The sequence below is a fragment of the Kribbella pratensis genome (assembly GCF_004366075.1).
GTDB lineage: Bacteria > Actinomycetota > Actinomycetes > Propionibacteriales > Kribbellaceae > Kribbella > Kribbella pratensis.
In genome coordinates this window covers 956188-976170 of sequence record NZ_SODU01000002.1, presented here as the reverse complement: position 1 = coordinate 976170, position 19983 = coordinate 956188, and the positions used below count along the sequence as shown (strand labels likewise).

Here is a 19983-nt window from a genome sequence, read left to right as displayed (position 1 = left end):
TGTGACCCGGTCGAATCTGATCGGCGGCGAGATGCTCAACTGGTCGGATCTGCACCCGGGCGATGCCCGTCCCGCGGCTGCCGGACCCGCAGCAACGGCACTCTTGGCCGCCGCGCTCCAGCCTGACGACGCCGTCCTGATCGCCGGCCCGCACGCCGCCGAGCTGATCACGGCTGCGGTCGCGCAGGTCACGTCGGTGGACCTCTTGGTCCGCTCGGCTCCTGACGCCGAGGAACTCGCCGAACAACTGGACGACGCCAAGGGGCAGGTCTTCTGCGGCTCGCTCGATCGTTGGGTAGTGGATGAAACGTACGACGTGATCGTCGCGCTGGACGGCTTGGAGCGGCTGGTCGGGCCTGATACGGCGAGCTTCCCGTGGGTGGAGGCGCTGGATCGGCTGCGTGAGCGGCTCCGGCCGGGTGGCCGGCTGCTCCTCGGAGCCACGAACTCCTTCGGATTCGAGCGGTTGATTCAGCCGGACATCACCGCGGCCATCCCGCGCGACGAGGACTGGGGACGCGACGTCGCGGACCGAGCCCCCGCAGGCCTCAAGCCCCTCCTCTCTGCTCTCGACACCTCCGACGTGCAGACCTTTGCTGTCTTTCCGTCGCTGGTTGAGGCGGACCTCGCGCTCACGACAGTTGATGGGTTCGCAGGGGTCGCCGCGGCGCGAGCTGTTGCCTCTCGCAACGAAGGCCCGGTGTTGATGGATCCGTACCGCCTGGTGCTGGACGCGGCCGCGGCGGGAGTTGCCTTCGAGCTGGCGCCGGCCTGGTACTTCGTGATTGGTGCGGAGGCGCCGGCTGTACTGCCTGAAGGTGTGGTGCCGGAGGGCGAAGGCGTCCTGTTGGAGGAACACCTTCTGATGGCCCTGCGCTGTGATGATCAGGCGGAGCTTCGACGGGTGATTCCGACGTACGTCGCCTGGCTGGGTGCGAGTGGTGCCGGGTCGCCGGACAACGTGATCCTGGACGGGACGTCGTACCGGTTGTTCGGGGAGGCGCAGGAACTGGATGTTGTCGAACACCTCCGGCGGTTCGCGCGGCGAGCGCTGGAAAGTGGCGCACGGCAACCATGGCCCGCGGCGGCCGACCCGCACGCGCTGACCGCACGGCTCGCGGCGATGGCGGGGATCACCGTGCCGGAGCAGGAATTCACCCCGGACGAGGTCGTCCGCCCGCGCGGCAGCGCCGAGCAGTTGACCACCGTCGCCCGGCTCGCCGACGAGCTCGCGCACGCGAGCGCCCGCGCGATCCTCTTCGAGGGCACGGTCAGCGGCATCCGCCGCTCGCTCCCCTATCGCGTCGGCCACGCCGTCCTGAACCCGGCCCGGGTGATCCGCCGCCGCCTCAAGCGGGTGCTGCGGAAGGTACGCCGCTGATGCACCACGCCAACCACTTCTACGGGCACGCCAACATCATGGCGACGTACGCCGGACTCCCGAAACCACCGCGGATCTGGGGCTACCTGCAGCACGGCTGGAACATCCTCGACGGTTTCGCCCACGGCACGAACTTCGCGCCCGGGATGCCCAAGTTCGTCTGGTCGGACAGCGTCCGCCGCCGCGGCCACGCACTCGGTCTGCGCAACTACTCGGTGATCGGCTCGGTCTGGCTGTACCTGCTGAAGACCCACCCCGAGCTCGCGACCCCGTCGAAACGGGCCAAGGGCACCATCTTCTACCCGTTCCACGGCTGGGAAGGCCAGCACGTGCTCGGCGACCACGGCCGGATCGTTGCCTCGATCAACGAGCACGAGACCGGCCCGGTGACCGTCTGCCTGTACTGGAACGAGTTCGAGAAACCCGCGATCCGCAACGTCTACAAGGACGCCGGATTCCGGGTCATCACGCACGGCTACCGCGGCCTGCACTGGCGCAAGACCGACGCCAAGTTCCTGGTCAAGCAACTGCGCGAGCTCCGCAAGCACGAGCGGGTCGCCTCCAACCGGCTCAGCTCCGCCGTTCTGTACGGCGCCTCGCTCGGCCTGGGGGCAGGGGTCTACGGTGATCCCATGGTGCTGGAGAACGAGCACCCGTCGTTCGGCGGACAGGCGCGGATCAAACGGCTGTGGCCGGAGATGGACCAGCCGTATGTCCCGCCGGCGGTCGCCCGTGAGTTCACCGACACCGAACTGGGCGTCGACCACGTCGCCGGACCCGCAGAAATTCGGGAGATGTTCCGATGGAACAGCTGAAGGTAGGAATCATCACGCAGGTCCGCGTGACCAGCACCCGGCTGCCGGCCAAGGTGCTGCTGGCCGTTGCCGGGCGCTCCTATCTCGAGCACCACCTCGACCGGCTGCGCCGGACCGGCCTGCCGGTGATCGTCGCGACCACCACGAACCTCCACGACGACCTGGTCGTCCAGGTCTGCGAGGAGGACGGCATCCCGGTCTTCCGCGGCAGCGAGGACGACGTCCTCAGCCGGTTCGCCGGCGCCGCCCGCGAGCACGACCTGGACGCCGTCGTCCGGGTCACCTCCGACTGCCCGCTGATCGATCCCGAGATCGTTGCCGCGGGCGTCGATCGGTGGCGTGCCGAGAACGACCCCGACCTCTACATCTCGAACTGTCTGGTGCGCACCTACCCGCGCGGCATGGACTTCGAGATCTTCTCCAGCGCCCGGTTGTACGACGCGGAGGCGAACGCCACGCTCAAGGCCGACCGCGAGCACGTCACGCCGTACCTGCACCAGAACCGGTCCGGCGAGATGCGGCTGCTGAACCTCCCCTGGTCCGGCGGTGGCGCGCAGTACCGGCTCACGCTGGACACCGCAGACGACTGGAAGTTGCTCGATGCCCTCATCGAGGACTTCGGCGGGACCGAGCTCGGCTGTGCCGAACTGGTCGCGATTCTGGACGAGCACCCGGAGCTGGCCGCGCTGAACGCGCACATCGAACAGAAGAAACTCGGCGAGTAGCAGCTATCGCACGCTCCGCTGTGTTGGTTCCTGGGGCATGATTTACCGTGATGACCACCAATGATCCGGCCGGGGACTCCGCCGCTGCCCCGGAGAACGGCGCGGGCAACGGCGCGCACGCCGCGCGGGCCACGTCGTTCGGCGCCGTCGCGGCGGCCTACGACCTGGGCCGGCCGACGTTCCCGGTCGAGGCGCTGAGCTGGATCCTGGGCCCGGGCCGCGGGCTGCAGGTGCTCGACCTGGGGGCCGGCACCGGCAAGCTCGCGGCGGTCGCAGCCGGTCTCGGGCACGACGTGATCGCGGTCGACCCGTCGCAGGAGATGCTCGAGGTCTGCCGCCGGCGGCCCGGGATCGACACGATGGTCGGGGCCGCGGAGTCGATCCCGCTCGCGCACGCCTCGGTGGACGCGGTGATCGTCGGGCAGGCTTTCCACTGGTTCGACCACGCCCGGGCGCTGCCCGAGATCGCCCGGGTCCTGCGCCCGGGCGGCGTCCTCGGCCTGCTCTGGAACAACGCCGACACCGTGGTCCCATGGGTCCGCCGGATCTGGCAGGTGATGCAGGGTGACGGCGTCGGCGGCAGCGACCGGTTCGACCCGGTGCCGATCATCGAGCAGTCGAACCTGTTCACCTTCCTGGAGAGCGCCCGGTTCCGGCACTGGCACGACCTGAACCGCGAGGGCCTGCGGCAGTTGGCCCAGTCGCACTCGCGGGTCGCCGTACTCAAGGACACCCGGCGTGACCAGGTCCTGGACCAGATCGACCTGATCTACGAGCACACCGCCCGGCCCCCGGAAGCCTTGCGGATGCCGTACTTCACCGACTGCTTCCGGGCCCACCCCAGCGAGTTCGCGAACTACCGCCGTACGGTCGACGGCCCGGTGGCACCGCACCTTTAGAACGTTTTGGTTGCGGTAGGTCAGAAATGCGCAACTTGGGGCTAACGTGCACCTGTTCTAGTCCACCGAAGGGGAACGCATGGACGAGGAAGTGGTGCGCGAGCGGGACGCCCGCGCCTATGAGGCGGTGCACGACGCGGCCGATTTCAAAGAGCTGAAGCGGCGGTACAAGAACTTCGTCGTACCGTGGACGATCGCCTTCATGGCGTGGTACCTGGCGTACGTCGCCTGCAACAACTGGGCCCGCGGTTTCATGGATCACCGGCTGGGCGGCAGCCACATCAACGTCGCGCTGATCTTCGGCCTGTTGCAGTTCGTGTCGACGTTCGTGATCGCGGCCCTGTACGGCCGGTTCGCCAACCGCAAGCTCGATCCGCTGGCCCACGGCCTGAACGCCAAGTACAAGAGGGAGCGCCGCCGGTGAACGCACTTCTCGTCCCGCTGGCCCTTCCGTTGGCCGCAGAGCCCGGCAACCGGACCCTGACGATCTCGCTGTTCACCGCCGTCGTCGCCGTGACGCTGTACATCACCTGGTGGGCGTCCCGGCAGAACAAGACCGCGGCCGACTACTACGCCGGCGGCCGCTCGTTCAGCGGCGCGCAGAACGGCCTGGCGGTGGCCGGCGACTACATGTCCGCGGCATCGTTCCTCGGGATCTCCGGCCAGATCGCCCTCTACGGGTACGACGGCTTCCTGTACTCGATCGGCTTCCTGGTGGCCTGGCTGGTCGCCCTCCTGCTGGTCGCCGAGCTGCTGCGGAACTCGGGCCGCTTCACGATGGCCGACCAGCTCGCCTTCCGGATGAAGCAGAAGCCGGTCCGGACGGCGGCCGCGACCTCGACGATCGTGGTCTCGATCTTCTACCTGCTGGCCCAGATGGTCGGTGCGGGTTCGCTGGTCGGACTGCTGCTCGGCGTGAAGAGCGAGGGTCTGAAGGCCGCCGTGATCGTGCTCGTCGGCGCGCTGATGATCGTCTACGTGACGATCGGCGGCATGAAGGGCACCACCTGGGTGCAGATCGTCAAGGCCGTGCTGCTGATGACGGGCACGGTGGTGATCACGTTCCTGGTGCTGCTGAAGTTCCACTTCAACATCTCCGACCTGCTCGGCTCGGCCGCCGGCAAGTCCGGAAAGGGCGAGGACTTCCTGCAGCCGGGCCTGCTGTACGGCAAGGACCTCACGGGCCAGATCGACTTCCTGTCGCTCGGTCTTGCGCTGGTCCTCGGTACGGCGGGGTTGCCGCACATCCTGATCCGCTTCTACACGGTGCCGGACTCGCGGGCCGCGAGGCGCTCGGTGCAGTGGGCGATCGGCCTGATCGGTGTGTTCTACCTGATGACGCTGGCCCTCGGGTTCGGCGCCGCGGCTCTGCTGAACACCGCCAAGGGTTCCGCGGTCGAGACCTCCAAGGGCAACGTGGCGTCGCCGCTGCTGGCCGAGGCCGTCGGCGGTGGGGCCGGCTCGACCGGTGGGGCGATCCTGCTCGCGCTGATCGCGGCGGTCGCCTTCGCCACCATCCTCGCGGTGGTGGCCGGGCTGACGCTGACCTCGGCGTCGTCGTTCGCACACGACCTGTACGCCAACGTCATGTCCAAGGAGAAGCCGACCGAGAAGCAGGAACTGCGGGTGGCGCGGTTCGCGGCGATCGGGATCGGCGCGGTCGCGATCGGGCTGGCGATCCCGGCGCAGAAGCTGAACATCGCGTTCCTGGTCGCGTTGGCGTTCGCGGTCGCGGCCTCGGCGAACCTGCCGGCGCTGCTGTTCAACCTGTTCTGGAAGCGGTTCAACACCTCGGGCGCGGTCTGGAGCATCTACGGCGGTCTGATCTCGGCCGTCGTCCTGGTGGTCTTCTCGCCGGTGGTGTCCGGCAACGGCGAGAAGTCGATGATCACCGGTGCGGACTTCCACTGGTTCCCGCTGTCGAACCCGGGCATCGTGTCGATCCCGCTCGGCTTCCTGTTCGGCGTACTCGGCACGTACCTCGGCCGGGACAGGTCGAGTGAGAACCGCTACAGCGAACTCTCGGTCCGCGCCCTCACCGGCGCCGGCGCGGAGGGTGCCGCCAAGCACTGACGCAGTATTGACCCAGTACTGACGCAGTACATCCCAAGGGCCGGCTCGTATTCACTGCGAGCCGGCCCTTCTGCGTCATGAACCGTTGACGCTCGCGTAGTCGTGCCGTAACAATGAGCCAGCGCTACGCAAGAATTGAGCAAAAGTAGAGAAAGTTCTGGACTCTCGCGTGGCGTCCGTTTCCTCTGCCTCCTCATCACCCGCCCACCAGGAGAGGCCATGCGAATCCCGAAATGGCGGCTGCCGGTCGCCTTGCTCGCTGCAAGCCTGGCGCTCGCAGCGAGTCCACTGCTCCACCCGACGAAGGCCGGCACCGCGTCTGCCGCCGTACTCGCCGGTCCTGATCTCGCCGCCGGCAAGGTCGCGACGGCCAGCAGCAGCACCCAGAACTACGTCGCGTCGAACGTGACCGACGGCAACCAGGGCACCTACTGGGAGAGCGCGAACAACGCGTTCCCGCAGTGGATCCAGGTCGATCTCGGTACGTCGGTCGCGACGAACCAGGTCGTGCTCAAGCTGCCGACCACGAACTGGGGAGCCCGCGACGAGATCCTCGCCGTCCAGGGCAGCACCGACGGGCAGAACTTCACCGACCTGTCCGCGTCCGCGGCGCGCACGTTCAGCCCGCCGAACAACACGGTGACCGTCGACTACGGCACCGCCACCAAGCGATACGTCCGGATCCGGATCACCGCGAACACCGGCTGGCCCGCCGGACAACTCTCCGAACTCGAGGTCTACGGACCGTCGACCGGTGACACCCAGGCTCCCACCGCCCCGGGCAACCTGGCCCTCACCGAACCCGGCGCCGGGCAGATCAAACTCACCTGGAGCGCATCGACCGACAACGTCGGAGTTACCGGGTACGACGTCTACGCGAACGGTCAACTGCGCACCAGCGTGGCCGGCAACGTGCTCACGTACACCGACAACCAGCCGGCCAACGTGTCGGTCGCGTACACCGTTCGCGCGAAAGATGCCGCTGGCAACCAGTCCGCGAACAGCAACACGGTCACCCGCAACGGCAGCGGCGGCCCGGGCAGCAACCTGGCACTGCACAAGCCGATCAGCGCGTCCGGGTCGACGTTCACCTACGTCCCGGCGAACGCGAACGACGACGACGTGACGACGTACTGGGAGGGCAACGCCAACCCGGCCACGCTGACCACCGAACTGGGCGCGAACGCGGACCTCAGCTCGATCGTGGTGCGGCTCAACCCCGATCCGGCGTGGGGACCGCGGACGCAGACGTTCTCGATCCTCGGGCGGGAGCAGGGCGCGTCGAACTTCACGACGATCGTCGCTTCGGCCGGCCACGACTTCAATCCGGCGAGCGGCAACAGCGTGACGATCCCGGTCAGCGCGCGAGTGGCCGACGTACGGCTGAACTTCACCGGGAACACCCGGCGCACCGGCCGGGCAGGTCGCTGAACTGCAGGTGCTCGGCGTACCGGCGCCGAACCCGGATCTCACGCTCTCCAACGTCTCGTGGACACCGACATCGCCGGTGGAGACCGACGCGATCACGGTCCGCGCGACGGTCAACAACGGCGGTACGGCGGGCTCCGCGGCGACCGACGTGAACTTCTACCTCGGCACGACCAAGGTCGGTACGGCGGCTGTCGGCGCACTCGCGGCCGGGGCGTCGACGACGGTCAGCGCGTCGATCGGGACGCGCGACGCGGGCTCGTACGCGTTGAGCGCCAAGGTCGACGAAGCAAACTCGGTGATCGAGCAGAACGACGGGAACAACACGGCGGCCGCATCTGGTCCGCTCGTGGTGACCCCGGTGGCGAGCTCCGACCTCGTGGCGGCGGCGGTGAACTGGACTCCGGGGAACCCGTCGGCCGGGAACTCGGTCGCGTTCTCGGTGTCTTTGAAGAACCAAGGCAGTGTCGCCTCTGCGTCCGGTGCGCATGGGATCACGCTGACGGTTCTCAACGGATCGTCCGCTGTCGCGACGATGACGGGGACCTACAACGGATCGATCGCTGCCGGCGCGACCACGCCGGCTGTTGCTCTCGGCAACTGGACCGCGGTCAACGGGCGCTACACCGTGCGTGTCGTGCTGGCGGACGACGCCAACGAACTGCCGGTGAAGCGTACGAACAACACCAGCGAGCGGCCGTTCTTCGTCGGTCGCGGCGCGAACATGCCGTACGACCACCTCGAGGCGGAGGACGCCACGGTCGGCGGCGGCGCGTCCGTCATCGGACCGAACCGGACGATCGGTGACCTGGCCGGTGAGGCCTCCGGGCGGCGCGCGGTCACGCTCGGCGCGAACGGCGCGTACGTCGAGTTCACCACCCGCGCCAGCACGAACACGCTCGTCACCCGGTTCTCGATGCCGGACTCGTCGGGCGGCGGCGGGCAGACGTCGTCGATCAGCGTGTACGTGAACGGCAGCTTCGCGAAGACGTTGCCACTGACGTCGAAGTACGCCTGGCTGTACGGCGCAGAGGCTTCGCCGAACAACTCACCCGGGTCGGGACCGGCGCGGCACATCTACGACGAGGCCAACCTGATGCTCGGCCAGACCTACCCGGCCGGGACGAAGATCCGGCTGCAGAAGGATCCGGCGAACAGCCTGACGTACACGATCGACTTCCTCGACACCGAGGCGGCGACGCCGGTCCCGAACCCCGGCGCGGGCTTCGTCACGCCGGCCGGCTTCAGCCATCAGGACGTGCAGAACGCGTTCGACCAGGTGCGGCAGAACAGCAACCTGCAGGGTGTTTACCTGCCTGCCGGTGACTACGACACGTCGTCGAAGTTCCAGGTGTACGGCAAGGCGGTCAAGGTCGTCGGGGCCGGGCCGTGGTTCACCCGGTTCCACGCGCCGACCACACAGGACAACACCGACGTCGGGTTCCGGTCCGAGGCGTCGGCGAACGGGTCGACGTTCAGCGGGTTCGCGTACTTCGGCAACTACACGTCGCGGATCGACGGCCCCGGGAAGGTGTTCGACTTCTCGGGGACGGCGAACATGACCATCGACAACATCTGGGTCGAGCACATGGTCTGTCTGTACTGGGGTTCGAACACCGACACCTCGACGATCAAGAACTCGCGGATCCGGGACACCTTCGCCGACGGCATCAACATGACGAACGGGTCGGCCGGCAACACGGTCAGCAACAACGACGCCCGGTCGACGGGTGACGACAGCTTCGCGCTGTTCAACGCCACCGACAACGGCGGCGGCGAGGTCCGGGACAACGTGTTCGAGAACCTGTCCGCGACACTGACCTGGCGGGCCGCCGGGTTCGCGGTGTACGGCGGGACGAACAACGTTTTCCGGAACCTGTACGCCGCGGACATGCTCACCTACCCCGGGATCACCATCAGTTCCCTGGACTTCGGGATCCCGATGAACGGGTTCGGAGCCACTCCGCCGACACAGTTCCAGAACGTTTCCGTCGTACGTTCCGGTGGGCATTTCTGGGGCAACCAGGCGTTCCCCGCGGTGTGGATCTTCTCGGCGTCGAAGATCTTCCAGGGGATCCGCGTCAACGACCTCGACATCGTCGATCCGACGTACAGCGGGATCATGTTCCAGACGAACTACGTCGGCGGCCGGCCGCAGTTCCCGGTCGCGGACACCGTCTTCACCAACACGACGATCTCCGGCGCCCGCAAGTCCGGCGACGCCTTCGACGCCAAGTCCGGCTTCGGCATCTGGGCCAACGAACTCCCCGAACCAGGCCAAGGCCCCGCCGTAGGCTCCGTCACCTTCAACAACCTGACCCTCACCAACAACACCAAAGACATCCAGAACACCACCACAACCTTCACAATCAACCGCAACTAACCCCACCCCCAGGGGCCGCCACCCCGGCGGCCCCTGGAGGCTTGGTCAGGAGTTCGCGATCTGGCCTGGGATGCCCTTGGATGCGCCGGTTAGGAGGTTGTGGGCGGTGGGGGTCAGGGCGTGCAGGGCGGTGCCTTGGGTTCTGTGGGTGGTTATCAGGGCGGCGGCTCGGAGGACTCTGGTGTGGTCGGAGGTTGAGGCCAGGGAGATGCCTACTCGGCGGGCCAGTTGGGTTGTGGTGGCGGGGTGGGTGAGGGAACGGAGTACTGCGGCTCGTGTCCGGCCCAGGAGGTCTGCCAGGGCGTCGGTGGCGGCATCGTCCGGGTCGGTCAGGTCGGCGCAGGGATAGACGAGGACGGGGCGGCGGTCGGGGGTGTCCATCGCGAGGCAGTTGGAAACCAGCGGGGACGGGTAGAGCTCGAGCCCGCGGCCGTTCAGGTGGATGTCCGCGGTCCAGTCGTCGACGGGGCCGTACGTCGTCAGCACCGGAGTCGCCCACTCGACATCGGGATGCAGGGACGACAGCAGCGCATCGATCCCACCGTGCAGGACCGCCCGCGACCGGATCCCGAGGTCAGCGCCGTACCGTCGCTGCAACTCCCCCGACGAAGGCGCAAGCACCTCCTGATGGAAGTCCCGGACCGCGCCGCCAAGCGCTCGCCGCGAGCCCGCGCGACCGTCCAGCAATCCACGCATGTACCGGTCGATCTCCGGCGGTAACCACGGCTCCAGTTCGTCCCGGATGACGGAGGCCGGCGTCTCCATCAACGCCGCGACGGCCGGCTCGAGACCGGGCCCCGCGACCTCCGGGATCAGGAAGTCCGGGAACAACCCGCCCGGCGAGATCAGCTTGAACAGCGGGCGCATCGATCCCCGCACCAGCGGTGCCGCGGTACGCCGCCACCGCCGTGCGACCGGCGAGATCGACCGGTCTCCGAGCGCCCGGGCGGCGAGCGCGGCTTCCCACAGCGGGTGCGGCTCGGCGGGGAACGTGACCCGGCCGAGGTCCGCCGCGGTGAAGTGGACGCGGAGCATCCCTCGATTGTGACGGCCACGAGGTCATCCGCCCAGACCTCTTCGGTTCAGGCCGAATCCGGTCGCGGCCGGTCGCCGTACGCTCCGACCCTGGCCCGATGAAACGTCTCGCAGTCCTCACTGTTCTGGTCCTCGCGGCGGCCGTCCCGTCAACCACCGCGCAAGCGGGCGCAGTCCACCGACCGACGCAGTACGTCGTCTCGACCACCCCTGGCGAGAACCTCGAAGGGATCGCGGTGACGCCCGGCGGCACGATGTACGTCACCAGCGTCGCCACCGGCGCGGTGTACCGCGGCAACACCCACTCGTCCCGCCTCAGCCTGTTCCTGCCGGCCGGCAGCGACGGACGTACCGCGGCGACCGGCATCCACCTGGACCGCTGGGGCCGGGTCCTCGTCGCCGGCGCGAGTACGTCGAAACTCTTCCTGTACGACGCCCGCGGCCGGCTCCTCGCCGTACGGAAAGCGTCGGACGGCTCGTTCCTCAACGACTTCACGATCGCGGGCGACGCCGTCTACGTGACCGATTCGGCGCACAACCAGATCTGGCGGGCGCCGCTCACCCGCGACGGCCTCGGCGAGCTCGAACCATGGATCACCCGCGACCGGATCCAGCCGACGCCGTACTTCCTGAACGGCATCGTCACCGACGGACGCGTGCTCCTGGTCGGCGAGCAGGGCCAGGACGTCACGTACCGGATCGACCTCCGGACCCGGCAGGTCACGGTTCTCGACGTCCCGAACGGCATCCTGTCCGGCGACGGGTACCTGCTCGAAGGCCGCCGGCTGTACGCCGTCTACAACGCCGGCGGCGGGAAGTACGTCACCCGGCTCGCGATCCTGAACGACGATCTCACCGCGGCGACCCTGGTCGCGGACTCGAGCCCGGGCGCGGCCGGTGCGACCCCGACGACGATCGCCCGCGACCACGGCCGGCTGCTGTGGGTGAACAGCCAACTGGACATCGCACCCGGTACGCCGCCGTACACCGTGACCGTCGTACCGGGCCTGCGTTAAAGGTCGTCGGTGACCCGCATCAGGACCGCGCCTGCCTGCAGGACCAGCGCGCGGTCGGCGTCGTCGAGGCGGCTGAGGAGGTTGGCGAGCTCCTCGGCGGCCTGACGGCCGGACGCCTCGACCGTCTCGGCCCCCGCCTCGGTGAGCACCACCGCAGTCGCCCGGCCGTCGACGGGGTCCGGTTCGCGCCGGACCAGGCCGGCCTCCTCCAGACCGGCGACCGTCGTGGTCGCGGTGGGTTGCGAGCACGGGACCCGGGCGGCGATCTCGCCGATCCGGATCGGTTGCTCGTCCGCGATCAGCATCAACGCCAGGAACTGCGTCGGGTGCAGGAGCGTGGTGGTCCTGCTCCGGCGCAGGTGCCTGACGATTCGGTGCATGCTGACCAGCAGCTGCAATGCCTCCTGCGCCATCCAGATCACCTCCGTCGGGAAGCGCAATCCTGGCACAGGCACCCAAACATCTCCTACCGCTCCGGCCTTCTGCCCGGGCCGGGACGGCGGGTCAGGAGGGCGGCACCTCACCGTTGGCCGGTGCGGCGACGACGCGGTTGCGGCCGGCGTCCTTGGCCTGGTACATGGCCAGATCGGCGGCCATCTGGAGCTCGTCGAGGCTGGCACCGGACTCCGGGTACGTCGCGGCGCCGATCGAACACGTGATGGGGCCGCACAGCACCGGGCCGTTCGGGGCGGCGACGGTGACCGCCAGCCCCGCGACGCGACGCCGGATCCGCTCGGCGGCCAAGGCGGTGTCGGCCGCGGAGGTCTGCGGGAGCAGGATGGCGAACTCTTCGCCGCCGAGCCGCCCGACCAGGTCGTTGTCGCGGACCTCGTGGCGCAGTTCGGCAGCGACCGCTTTCAGGGCCTCGTCGCCGGCGAGGTGGCCGTAGGTGTCGTTGATGGCCTTGAAGTGGTCGAGATCGAGATACAGCACGCCGAGTCGGGAGTTCGTGCGTTCGGCGCCGGCGAACTCACGACGCGCGATCTCGTGCCAGAAGGCCGCATTGGCCAGGCCGGTCTTGGGATCGGTGCGTGACGCCGTCTGGAACTGCTCGACCAGAAGCGCGCGGTGCAGACCGAGGATGGTGAGCAGCAGAACCGCGACGGCCCACGGCTGGCTGAGCAGCAACGCGGCGGTCGCCACACCCAGGCCGAGAGAACCGGCCACGATCAGCTGGTCCGAGAGCCGTCCGAGCGCGTTGCGGCCCGGGGAATCGGGGTTGGCCATCATGATCGCCCCTGCGACCAGCGCGTAGTTCACGAACCAGTACGCCAAGCCGGCCGCGACAACAGCGACGAGTCCGAGTGGGCCGGACGGGTAGCCCGGGTAGACACCAGGACGGATGGTGGCCAGAACGACAGCCCCCGCGGCACCGGCGAGCACAAGAGTCGTCGCGGTGAAGACCGATCGGTACGGCGGAACCCGGCGTACCCGGATCCAGGAATGCACGTAGGTGGTGACGATCAACCCTGCGGCCAGTGGCGGAGGCAGGATGAGGACACCGGCGAAGGTCCACATTCCTTTGAGGTTGACGTACGGAATACCTTCGGCGCCGACCTTGCGCAGCCGCTCGATGTCGCGGGCGGCCTCCAGATGGATCGCCGATCCGGCCGCGAGGACCAGTAACCGGATCCAGTCACCGGCGGTGACCGACACCAGGTCGAACGTCGACGCGACGACCACAACGGTGATGAGCTCGACCGCGAGGACGTAGCCGAGCACGCTCCGTGGCTGCGACCACAGCGCCCACCTTGCCGGGCTCCAGGACGCGTCTTGACGTCGGCGTAGGCGACGGCGCGCCAGCCGATGCCGGATACTCATGAAAAAGACCCCCGCCTCACAGTCGGTCCTTGTCACAGAGTAGCCGCGATGTGCACGCAATGTCATGGCTTCCCTGTTATTTGTCTCGCTGCGCTCACCCCCGACGAGCCCAGATCCCGCGAGAGGAGGCGGTCACCATGCAGAACAACGACTGGTGACCCATCACGCAGGTTGTCGCGTGGCGCCGACGTATCCGTACGCCGCGCCCGCCGCGACCAGTACGCCCAGAATCCCCGCGGCCGCCACGACCAGCGCCGGCTCCCACCGGTCCGCAGCGGCCCCGGCGACCAGCACACCTATTCCCTGGGACACGATCAGCGCAGTGCGCGCCAGGCCGAACGCCTGGCCGCGCTGCGCGTCCGGCACGTTCAGCACGAACGCCGCACTCGCGGCCAGCTGGTACGACGCACACAACCCCGACACGAACCACAACGCGACAGTCACCCACAGTCCCGGCTCGGCGACACAGCCGATCAGCGGCGCACAGGAACCGATCGCGAGTGGGCCCATCAGCGTGAGCCGCCGCGCCGGCGCGGCCCGCGTCAGCAGCAGCATTCCAACCATCTGCCCGGCCGGGTTGGCGGCGAGCAGGATCCCGACGGCGGCCGGCCCGCCTCCGACCACTGCGGCGTACGGCGCGGCAAGTCCTTCGATGCTCACGTAGAAACCGGCGACGCAGGCCAGCGCGACCAGGTACCGCAGCCGCCGATCGCTCCAGACGAGCCGCGCGCCGGCCGACAGCGAAGGCCACCATCCCGGGCGCGCATCGGTCGATTCCGGCAGCGGACGTTCACGCACTCCGAGCCTCAGCAGCACCGCCGACAGTGCGAAGGTCACGGCGTCGGCCAGCAGTGCGTTCCCGGCGCCGAAGGCTGCGACCAGGGTGCCTCCGGTCACGAACCCGGCCAGTTGCGAGGCCTGCGCGGTGATGTTCGACACCGAGCTGGCCAGGACGTACTTGTCGCCGGTCAGGATCGACGGCAACAAGGCGGCTCTGGCGGATTGGAACGGCGACGCGAGCAACTGCACCGCGACGAGCAGCACGCACAGGATCCACAGCGAGGCGCCGGGGATGGCCATCGCCGCCACGAGCACCGCGCGGGCGACGTCACAGCCGATCATCAGCCGCCGGCGCGGATAGCGGTCGGCCAGTCCGGACAGCAACGGGCCGCCCGCGATGTCGGGCAGGAAGGTCAGCGCGTAGGTGACCGCGGACAGCCCGGCCGATCCGGTCCGGTCGAACACGAGTACGGCGAGCGCGACCCGGGCCAACTGGTCCCCGATCACCGAGCCGAGCTGCGCGAACCACAGCCATCGGAACTCGGCCACGCCGAACACCTCGCCGTACGTGGCGGGCTGATCAGCGGGATCTGCGGACGAGGGATGTGCGGGGCGGGTCACCAGGTCAAAATACCCACGATCCGCAACCGGCCGCGCACGCCACGGTGCGCCGCTGGTTGTTCAGAGGTGTTCGGCGAGGACGCCGAGCGCGAAGGCCGTTCCCGCGAGGCCGAGCATTGTCGTCGCGAGCGCGATGAGCCGTGCCTGCAGTTTCGGTAGCTCGGCAGTGGTCGCGAACACGCGCTGCGGCCAATGCCGCCAGGAGACATACCAGAAGATCACGGTGGCGATCAGCAGCAGGAAGCCTTTGACCGCGTGGATCCACCAGTGCTCACGATTGATCGCGAGCAGCGCGCCACCGGTGAGCGTGATCGCGCCGATCAGCCCGATCACCTTCCACCGGTTGCCCGAGGCAATCACCGCGGTGAGCATCTCGCGGCCCTCCTGGTCCTTCCCGAAGTACTTCTTCAACTTCGGTTGCACCACGAACAACGAGTACGCCATCCCCCCGACCCATGCCGCGGCCAGCCCGACATGAATGATCGCCAGCACGGCCGTCGTCGCGGTAGTCACGCCCCGAAACTATGCCCCAGCCGGGGCCACCGCCTTATAGCCTCGCGGTATGGACCCCTGGCAAACGCTGACCACCGACTACGAACAATCCCGGGCCCGCGAAGACTCCCTCGACCAGCTGATGGAATGGGACGCGCAACGCTGTCTGATCGGCCCGGTCGAGGGCAGGACCGTTCTGGACATCGGCTGCGGCAACGGCGAGAAGGCGATCGAACTCGTCCGCGACCACGGCGCGACCGCGGCCGTCGGCGTCGACGTCGGCGCCCAGTTCCTGACACCGCCGGACGGCGCCGACGTCGCTCTGCTCACCGGGGACCTGTCGACCCTCGACGAGATCCCGGCGCTGGAGGGCCGCCGGTTCGACGTCGTACTGTTCCTGCAGTCCCTCGCGTACGCGCAGGACCGGGGAAGAACCCTTCGCACCGTGCGATCGTTGCTGGCCGACGACGGCGTACTGGTCGTCTCGATGGCGCATCCCATCCGCTGGGCGGTGGAACGCTCCGAGCGGGACGAGCTCCGGCTCGGGGACGCCTATCACACGGTCGGCCCGTACTCGTACCCGTCGCGGTGGAACGAGGACGTGACCATCACCCACACCACCGACACGTTCTCGTCGATCCACAACTCCTTGACCGACAACGGTTTCCGGGTCGAGCGAGTCCTCGAACCGCAACTGTCCGAGGAGAAGAAGCAGCAGTACCCGCACAAGCAGGAATGGCTCGCACAGTACGTCGGAATCATCATTTTCCGCGCGCGGCCGGCATGAGAGTCCTGCACCGGACCGGGCAGTGGTGTCCGGCGCGGCAGGTCGGAGAAGTTGTCGCGTACGACGTGCGGATCCTGCCCGAGTACCAGGTCGCCGGCCGGCCGACTGTCGATCGGTGTTACCTGCTGCTCGACGAGGCGGCCCAGCTCACCAGGCCGGCCGTGTTCGAGGGGGCACTCGAGGGATGGTGGTACGTCGACCTGGTGGAGATCGAGCGCTCCGGGGACGACCTGATCGTGCACGACCTGTATGTCGATCTGCTGTTTCCGCCGGCGGTGAACCGGTATCAGGTCCTGGATCTGGACGAGCTGGGCGATGCCCTGAGGGACGGCAAGATCACGCCCGCTCAGTGCGCGGATGCTCTGACCGCGACCCAGCAGTTCGTGCACCGGTACCTGCGCGGGGCGGAGGAAGGGCCTAACGGGCCGTCCGCGGCGTTCCCGCCGGCCGCGGTCGTCGAGCTCGAGCAGATGCCTTCTTTCCTCTGAACACAACAGGCCCCGGGCGTGCACCCGGGGCCTGTTGTTCTGGAGTTGTCAGTCCTCGTCGGACTTGCCGGCGGCCAGGTTGGTCTTGATGAGGTCCATGACCGTGGAGTCGGCGAGGGTGGTGACGTCACCGACCTCGCGGTTCTCGGCCACGTCGCGGAGCAGGCGGCGCATGATCTTGCCGGAGCGGGTCTTCGGGAGCTCCGAGACGACCATGATCTGCCGCGGCTTCGCGATCGGTCCGATCTCCTTCGCGACGTGGTTGCGCAGCTCCTGGACCACGTCCGGTCCGCCGTCGCCGGCCTCCGAGCGCAGGATCACGAACGCGGCGATCGCCTGGCCCGTCGTCGGGTCGGACGCACCGACCACGGCAGCCTCGGCGACCTTCGGGTGCGAGACCAGCGCGGACTCGATCTCGGTCGTCGACAACCGGTGACCGGACACGTTCATCACGTCGTCGACCCGGCCGAGCAGCCACAGGTCGCCGTCCTCGTCCTTCTTCGCACCGTCACCGGCGAAGTACACGCCCGGCCAGCGCGACCAGTACGTGTCGACGAACCGCTGGTCGTCGCCCCACAGCGTCCGCAGCATCGCCGGCCACGGCTTGGTGATGACGAGGTAGCCGCCGGAACCGTCCGGCACCGGCTTGCCCGCGTCGTCGACGACATCCACGCTGACACCGGGGATCGCCTTCATCGCGGCGCCCGGCTTACCGGCGGTCACGCCCGGCAGCGGCGAGATCATGTGCATCCCGGTCTCGGTCTGCCACCAGGTGTCGACGACCGGCGCCTGGTTCCCGCCGATGTGCTCGCGGTACCAGATGTACGCCTCCGGGTTGATCGGCTCGCCGACCGACCCGATCACCCGCAGCGACGACAGGTCGAACTTCGCCGGGATGTCGGCGCCCCACTTCATGAAGGTCCGGATCGCGGTCGGCGCGCAGTACAGGATCGAGACCTTGTACTTCTGGACGATCTCCCACCAGCGGCCCTGGTGCGGCGTGTCCGGCGTGCCTTCGTACAGCACGGAAGTCGTTGCGTTCGCGAGCGCGCCGTACACGATGTAGCTGTGGCCGGTCACCCAGCCGATGTCGGCAGCGGTCCAGTAGACGTCGGTGTCCGGCTTGAGGTCGAAGACACCCCACTGCGTGTACGACGTACCGACGAGGTAGCCGCCCGTGGTGTGCAAGATGCCCTTCGGCTTGCCCGTGCTGCCGGACGTGTACATCACGTACAGCGGGTGCTCGGCGTCGAACGCCTCCGGGGTGTGCTCGGTCGACTGCTTGCCGACGAAGTCCTCCCACCACAGGTCGCGGCCGTCGGTCATCGCGGTCTCCTGGCCGGTGCGCTTCACCACGAGCACGTTGCGCACGTCCGGGCAGTCGACCAGCGCGGCGTCGACGGCCGGCTTCAGCGCGGACGCGGCGCCCCGGCGGTAGCCTCCGTCGGAGGTGATCACGACGCGGGCGTCGCAGTCCAGGATCCGGCCCTTGAGCGCGTCCGAGGAGAAGCCGCCGAAGATGACCGTGTGCGGGGCCCCGATCCGGGCGCAGGCGAGCATCGCGACCACGGTCTCGGGAATCATCGGCATGTAGATGGCGACGATGTCGCCAGGCTTGACGTTCAGCTCGAGCAGCGCGTTCGCGGCCTGGCTGACCTCGTCCTTGAGCTGCGCGTACGTGATCTCGCGGGTGTCACCGGGCTCGCCCTCGAAGTAGTACGCGACCTTGTCGCCGAGACCGTTCTCGACGTGCCGGTCGACACAGTTGTACGCCGCGTTCAGCTTGCCGTCGGCGTACCACTTGGCGAACGGCGGGTTGCTCCAGTCCAGCGTCTCGGTCGGCTCGGTCGCCCAGGTCAGCCGCTTGGCCTGCTCGGCCCAGAACCCCTCGAAGTCGGCCGCGGCCCGGTCGTAGGCGTCGGCCTTCAGGTTCGCGTTCGCCGCGAGCTCGGCGGGCGGCTCGAACCGGCGCTCCTCGTGCATCAGGTTCGACAGCGCCTCGGACTGGGCCCCGGACTGGCTGTCGGACTGGGGTGACTCTGCATTCGTCACGTCGACGACTCCTCATCGCTGGCTTCGGCGCGCTGGAGCGCCCGGTTACCTTTCTACCAACGCCGACCCCGCCACGGGAACCGGCGTATCGCCCAGCCGCTCCAAATCTGCGCCGAACAGGCAGGCTCAGCGGACGGACGGCCACGGAATTCCGGCGTACGGCGGAACCAAACGGGTGCTGTGCGCATCGGACGGTATGTGAACCCGATGCAGCCGATGGGCCAGACGCCGACTCACGACGCCGCGGAACGCCGGAAGATCTCGCGGGCCGCGCGCCGCCGGGTGCACGCCCGCGAGCTGCGCGTTCGCCGCACCCAGAAGGCGGCCCGCGCCCAGCTTCCGGTCTGAAGCTATTCCTGGTGGTAGGCGAGGAGCTTGCCCAGAATCGTGGTCAGGCGCGTACGGTCGGTGGCCGACAGCGGGGCGAAGATCTCCTCCTGCGCCTTGCCGACCAGCGTCGTCAGCCGCCGGTACTGGCGCTTGCCGGCCGTGGTGATCGTGATGACGTTACGACGGCCGTCGGCCGGGTCGGCGCTGCGTTCGACGTACCCCTCGGCTTCGAGTTCGTTGAGGGCGGCAACCACATCGCTGCGGTCGATCGAGCTGCGCCGCCCGAGGGTCGCCTGACTGGCCGGCCCGAACTCCACCAGCGTCGCGAGCAGCCGGAAGTGGTACGCCCGCGCACCTCCGGCGGCGAACGACTCGGTGACGATCCGGTGTGCCTGGCTCGCACTCTGGGTCAGCAACCAGCTCGGCAATTCGGTCAGGGCGGTCGGGGTCTGCTCATCCACCCGCGCAGTCTAGGTCGTCAACGGTTCGCTTCCACCGATGTTGGCGTCACCTACGATTCGCGGGCGTCCAGGAGCTCGTCCCAGTGGTCCTCGGCCCAGGCGCACATCAGCTTCAGCGGTTCGAGCAGGCTGCGGCCGAGGTCGGTGAGCTCGTACGTGACGCGGCGCTCGCCAACCGTCCGCCGAACGAACCCGTCGCGCTCGAGCGCCCGCAGCGACTGGGTCAGCATCTTCGGGCTGATCCGGGCGAGCGGGACCCGCAGCTCGGAGTACCGGCGCGGGCCGTCCTCGAGGCAGCGCAGCACCATACCCGCCCATTTGTCGGTGCCGATCCGGAACGGGAGCAGCGTCGACGGGCAGATCTCCTCGAACATGTCCGCTCGCAGCGCCGCCATG

Annotated in this window: 20 protein-coding genes; 12 read left to right on the top strand and 8 right to left on the bottom strand. The window is 68.5% G+C overall.

Annotated features, from left to right (window positions below):
- The first annotated feature begins 1 nt into the window (after position 1).
- From EV137_RS19855 to EV137_RS19825, 8 genes are all read left to right on the top strand, one after another.
- Positions 2-1381 carry a class I SAM-dependent methyltransferase gene (locus EV137_RS19855; RefSeq protein ID WP_238175433.1) on the top strand — a complete coding sequence of 460 codons (1380 nt, stop codon included), beginning with the start codon at positions 2-4 and terminating at the stop codon, positions 1379-1381.
- Entirely contained in the window at positions 1381-2196 is an 816-nt protein-coding gene (locus EV137_RS19850) for a hypothetical protein (RefSeq protein ID WP_134130291.1), read from the top strand. Before EV137_RS19855 ends, EV137_RS19850 begins: the two co-directional genes overlap by 1 nt.
- Complete coding sequence (locus EV137_RS19845; protein WP_238175432.1) at positions 2184-2921, top strand: cytidylyltransferase domain-containing protein; 738 nt, start codon at positions 2184-2186, stop codon at positions 2919-2921. The genes EV137_RS19850 and EV137_RS19845 overlap by 13 nt, the downstream gene beginning before the upstream one ends.
- A gap of 50 nt (positions 2922-2971) precedes the next feature.
- Entirely contained in the window at positions 2972-3820 is an 849-nt protein-coding gene (locus tag EV137_RS19840; protein ID WP_134002445.1) for a class I SAM-dependent methyltransferase, read from the top strand.
- Between the two features lie 79 nt (positions 3821-3899).
- Entirely contained in the window at positions 3900-4244 is a 345-nt protein-coding gene (locus EV137_RS19835) for a DUF485 domain-containing protein (protein ID WP_134130290.1), read from the top strand.
- The gene (locus EV137_RS19830; RefSeq protein WP_134002441.1) at positions 4241-5893 is read left to right on the top strand and encodes a monocarboxylic acid transporter; all 1653 of its coding nucleotides are present in this window, start codon (positions 4241-4243) and stop codon (positions 5891-5893) included. Before EV137_RS19835 ends, EV137_RS19830 begins: the two co-directional genes overlap by 4 nt.
- A 219-nt stretch (positions 5894-6112) precedes the next feature.
- The gene (locus EV137_RS41480; RefSeq protein ID WP_238175431.1) at positions 6113-7324 is read left to right on the top strand and encodes a discoidin domain-containing protein; all 1212 of its coding nucleotides are present in this window, start codon (positions 6113-6115) and stop codon (positions 7322-7324) included.
- Positions 7325-7331: 7 nt separating this feature from the next.
- Positions 7332-9704 carry a CARDB domain-containing protein gene (locus EV137_RS19825; RefSeq protein ID WP_238175430.1) on the top strand — a complete coding sequence of 791 codons (2373 nt, stop codon included), beginning with the start codon at positions 7332-7334 and terminating at the stop codon, positions 9702-9704.
- A gap of 45 nt (positions 9705-9749) precedes the next feature.
- Here the strand turns inward: EV137_RS19825 and EV137_RS19820 are convergent, their stop codons facing one another.
- Positions 9750-10739: a winged helix-turn-helix domain-containing protein gene (locus EV137_RS19820; protein ID WP_134130289.1), complete on the bottom strand. Its 990-nt coding sequence runs from the start codon at positions 10737-10739 to the stop codon at positions 9750-9752.
- A gap of 98 nt (positions 10740-10837) precedes the next feature.
- Between EV137_RS19820 and EV137_RS19815 the strand changes: the two genes are divergently transcribed.
- Positions 10838-11755 carry an SMP-30/gluconolactonase/LRE family protein gene (locus tag EV137_RS19815; RefSeq protein WP_134130288.1) on the top strand — a complete coding sequence of 306 codons (918 nt, stop codon included), beginning with the start codon at positions 10838-10840 and terminating at the stop codon, positions 11753-11755.
- Here EV137_RS19815 and EV137_RS19810 read toward each other — a convergent pair.
- From EV137_RS19810 to EV137_RS19795, 4 genes are all read right to left on the bottom strand, one after another.
- Positions 11752-12210, bottom strand: a complete 459-nt coding sequence (locus tag EV137_RS19810; RefSeq protein ID WP_238175429.1) for a MarR family winged helix-turn-helix transcriptional regulator — start codon at positions 12208-12210, stop codon at positions 11752-11754. The two genes, EV137_RS19815 and EV137_RS19810, sit on opposite strands and share 4 nt — an antisense overlap.
- 49 nt (positions 12211-12259) lie before the next feature.
- Positions 12260-13576, bottom strand: a complete 1317-nt coding sequence (locus EV137_RS19805) for a GGDEF domain-containing protein (RefSeq protein WP_166679942.1) — start codon at positions 13574-13576, stop codon at positions 12260-12262.
- A 162-nt stretch (positions 13577-13738) separates the two neighbouring features.
- Entirely contained in the window at positions 13739-14905 is a 1167-nt protein-coding gene (locus EV137_RS19800; protein ID WP_238175428.1) for an MFS transporter, read from the bottom strand.
- 132 nt (positions 14906-15037) lie between these two features.
- Positions 15038-15490, bottom strand: a complete 453-nt coding sequence (locus EV137_RS19795) for a hypothetical protein (RefSeq protein WP_238175427.1) — start codon at positions 15488-15490, stop codon at positions 15038-15040.
- Positions 15491-15539: 49 nt separating this feature from the next.
- Here EV137_RS19795 and EV137_RS19790 point away from each other — a divergent pair, with 49 nt between their 5' ends.
- Positions 15540-16256 (top strand): class I SAM-dependent methyltransferase, encoded by a 717-nt coding sequence (locus EV137_RS19790; RefSeq protein WP_134130287.1) that lies wholly within the window; start codon positions 15540-15542, stop codon positions 16254-16256.
- Positions 16253-16744, top strand: a complete 492-nt coding sequence (locus tag EV137_RS19785; RefSeq protein ID WP_134130286.1) for a DUF402 domain-containing protein — start codon at positions 16253-16255, stop codon at positions 16742-16744. Before EV137_RS19790 ends, EV137_RS19785 begins: the two co-directional genes overlap by 4 nt.
- Before the next feature lie 48 nt (positions 16745-16792).
- Here EV137_RS19785 and acs read toward each other — a convergent pair whose 3' ends face one another.
- Entirely contained in the window at positions 16793-18727 is a 1935-nt protein-coding gene (gene acs, locus EV137_RS19780) for an acetate--CoA ligase (protein ID WP_134004268.1), read from the bottom strand.
- 249 nt (positions 18728-18976) lie between these two features.
- Here acs and EV137_RS40650 point away from each other — a divergent pair, with 249 nt between their 5' ends.
- Positions 18977-19144, top strand: coding sequence for a hypothetical protein (locus EV137_RS40650; protein ID WP_166679941.1), 168 nt, complete (start codon positions 18977-18979; stop codon positions 19142-19144).
- Positions 19145-19146: 2 nt separating this feature from the next.
- On the opposite strand, the gene EV137_RS19775 is transcribed toward EV137_RS40650, so the two are convergent.
- Together EV137_RS19775 and EV137_RS19770 are read right to left on the bottom strand one after the other, a co-directional pair.
- A complete protein-coding gene (locus EV137_RS19775; RefSeq protein WP_134002426.1) occupies positions 19147-19587 on the bottom strand; it encodes a MarR family winged helix-turn-helix transcriptional regulator in 441 nt (146 codons plus the stop codon).
- Between the two features lie 50 nt (positions 19588-19637).
- Complete coding sequence (locus tag EV137_RS19770; protein WP_134002424.1) at positions 19638-19982, bottom strand: winged helix-turn-helix transcriptional regulator; 345 nt, start codon at positions 19980-19982, stop codon at positions 19638-19640.
- Position 19983: the final 1 nt, after the last annotated feature.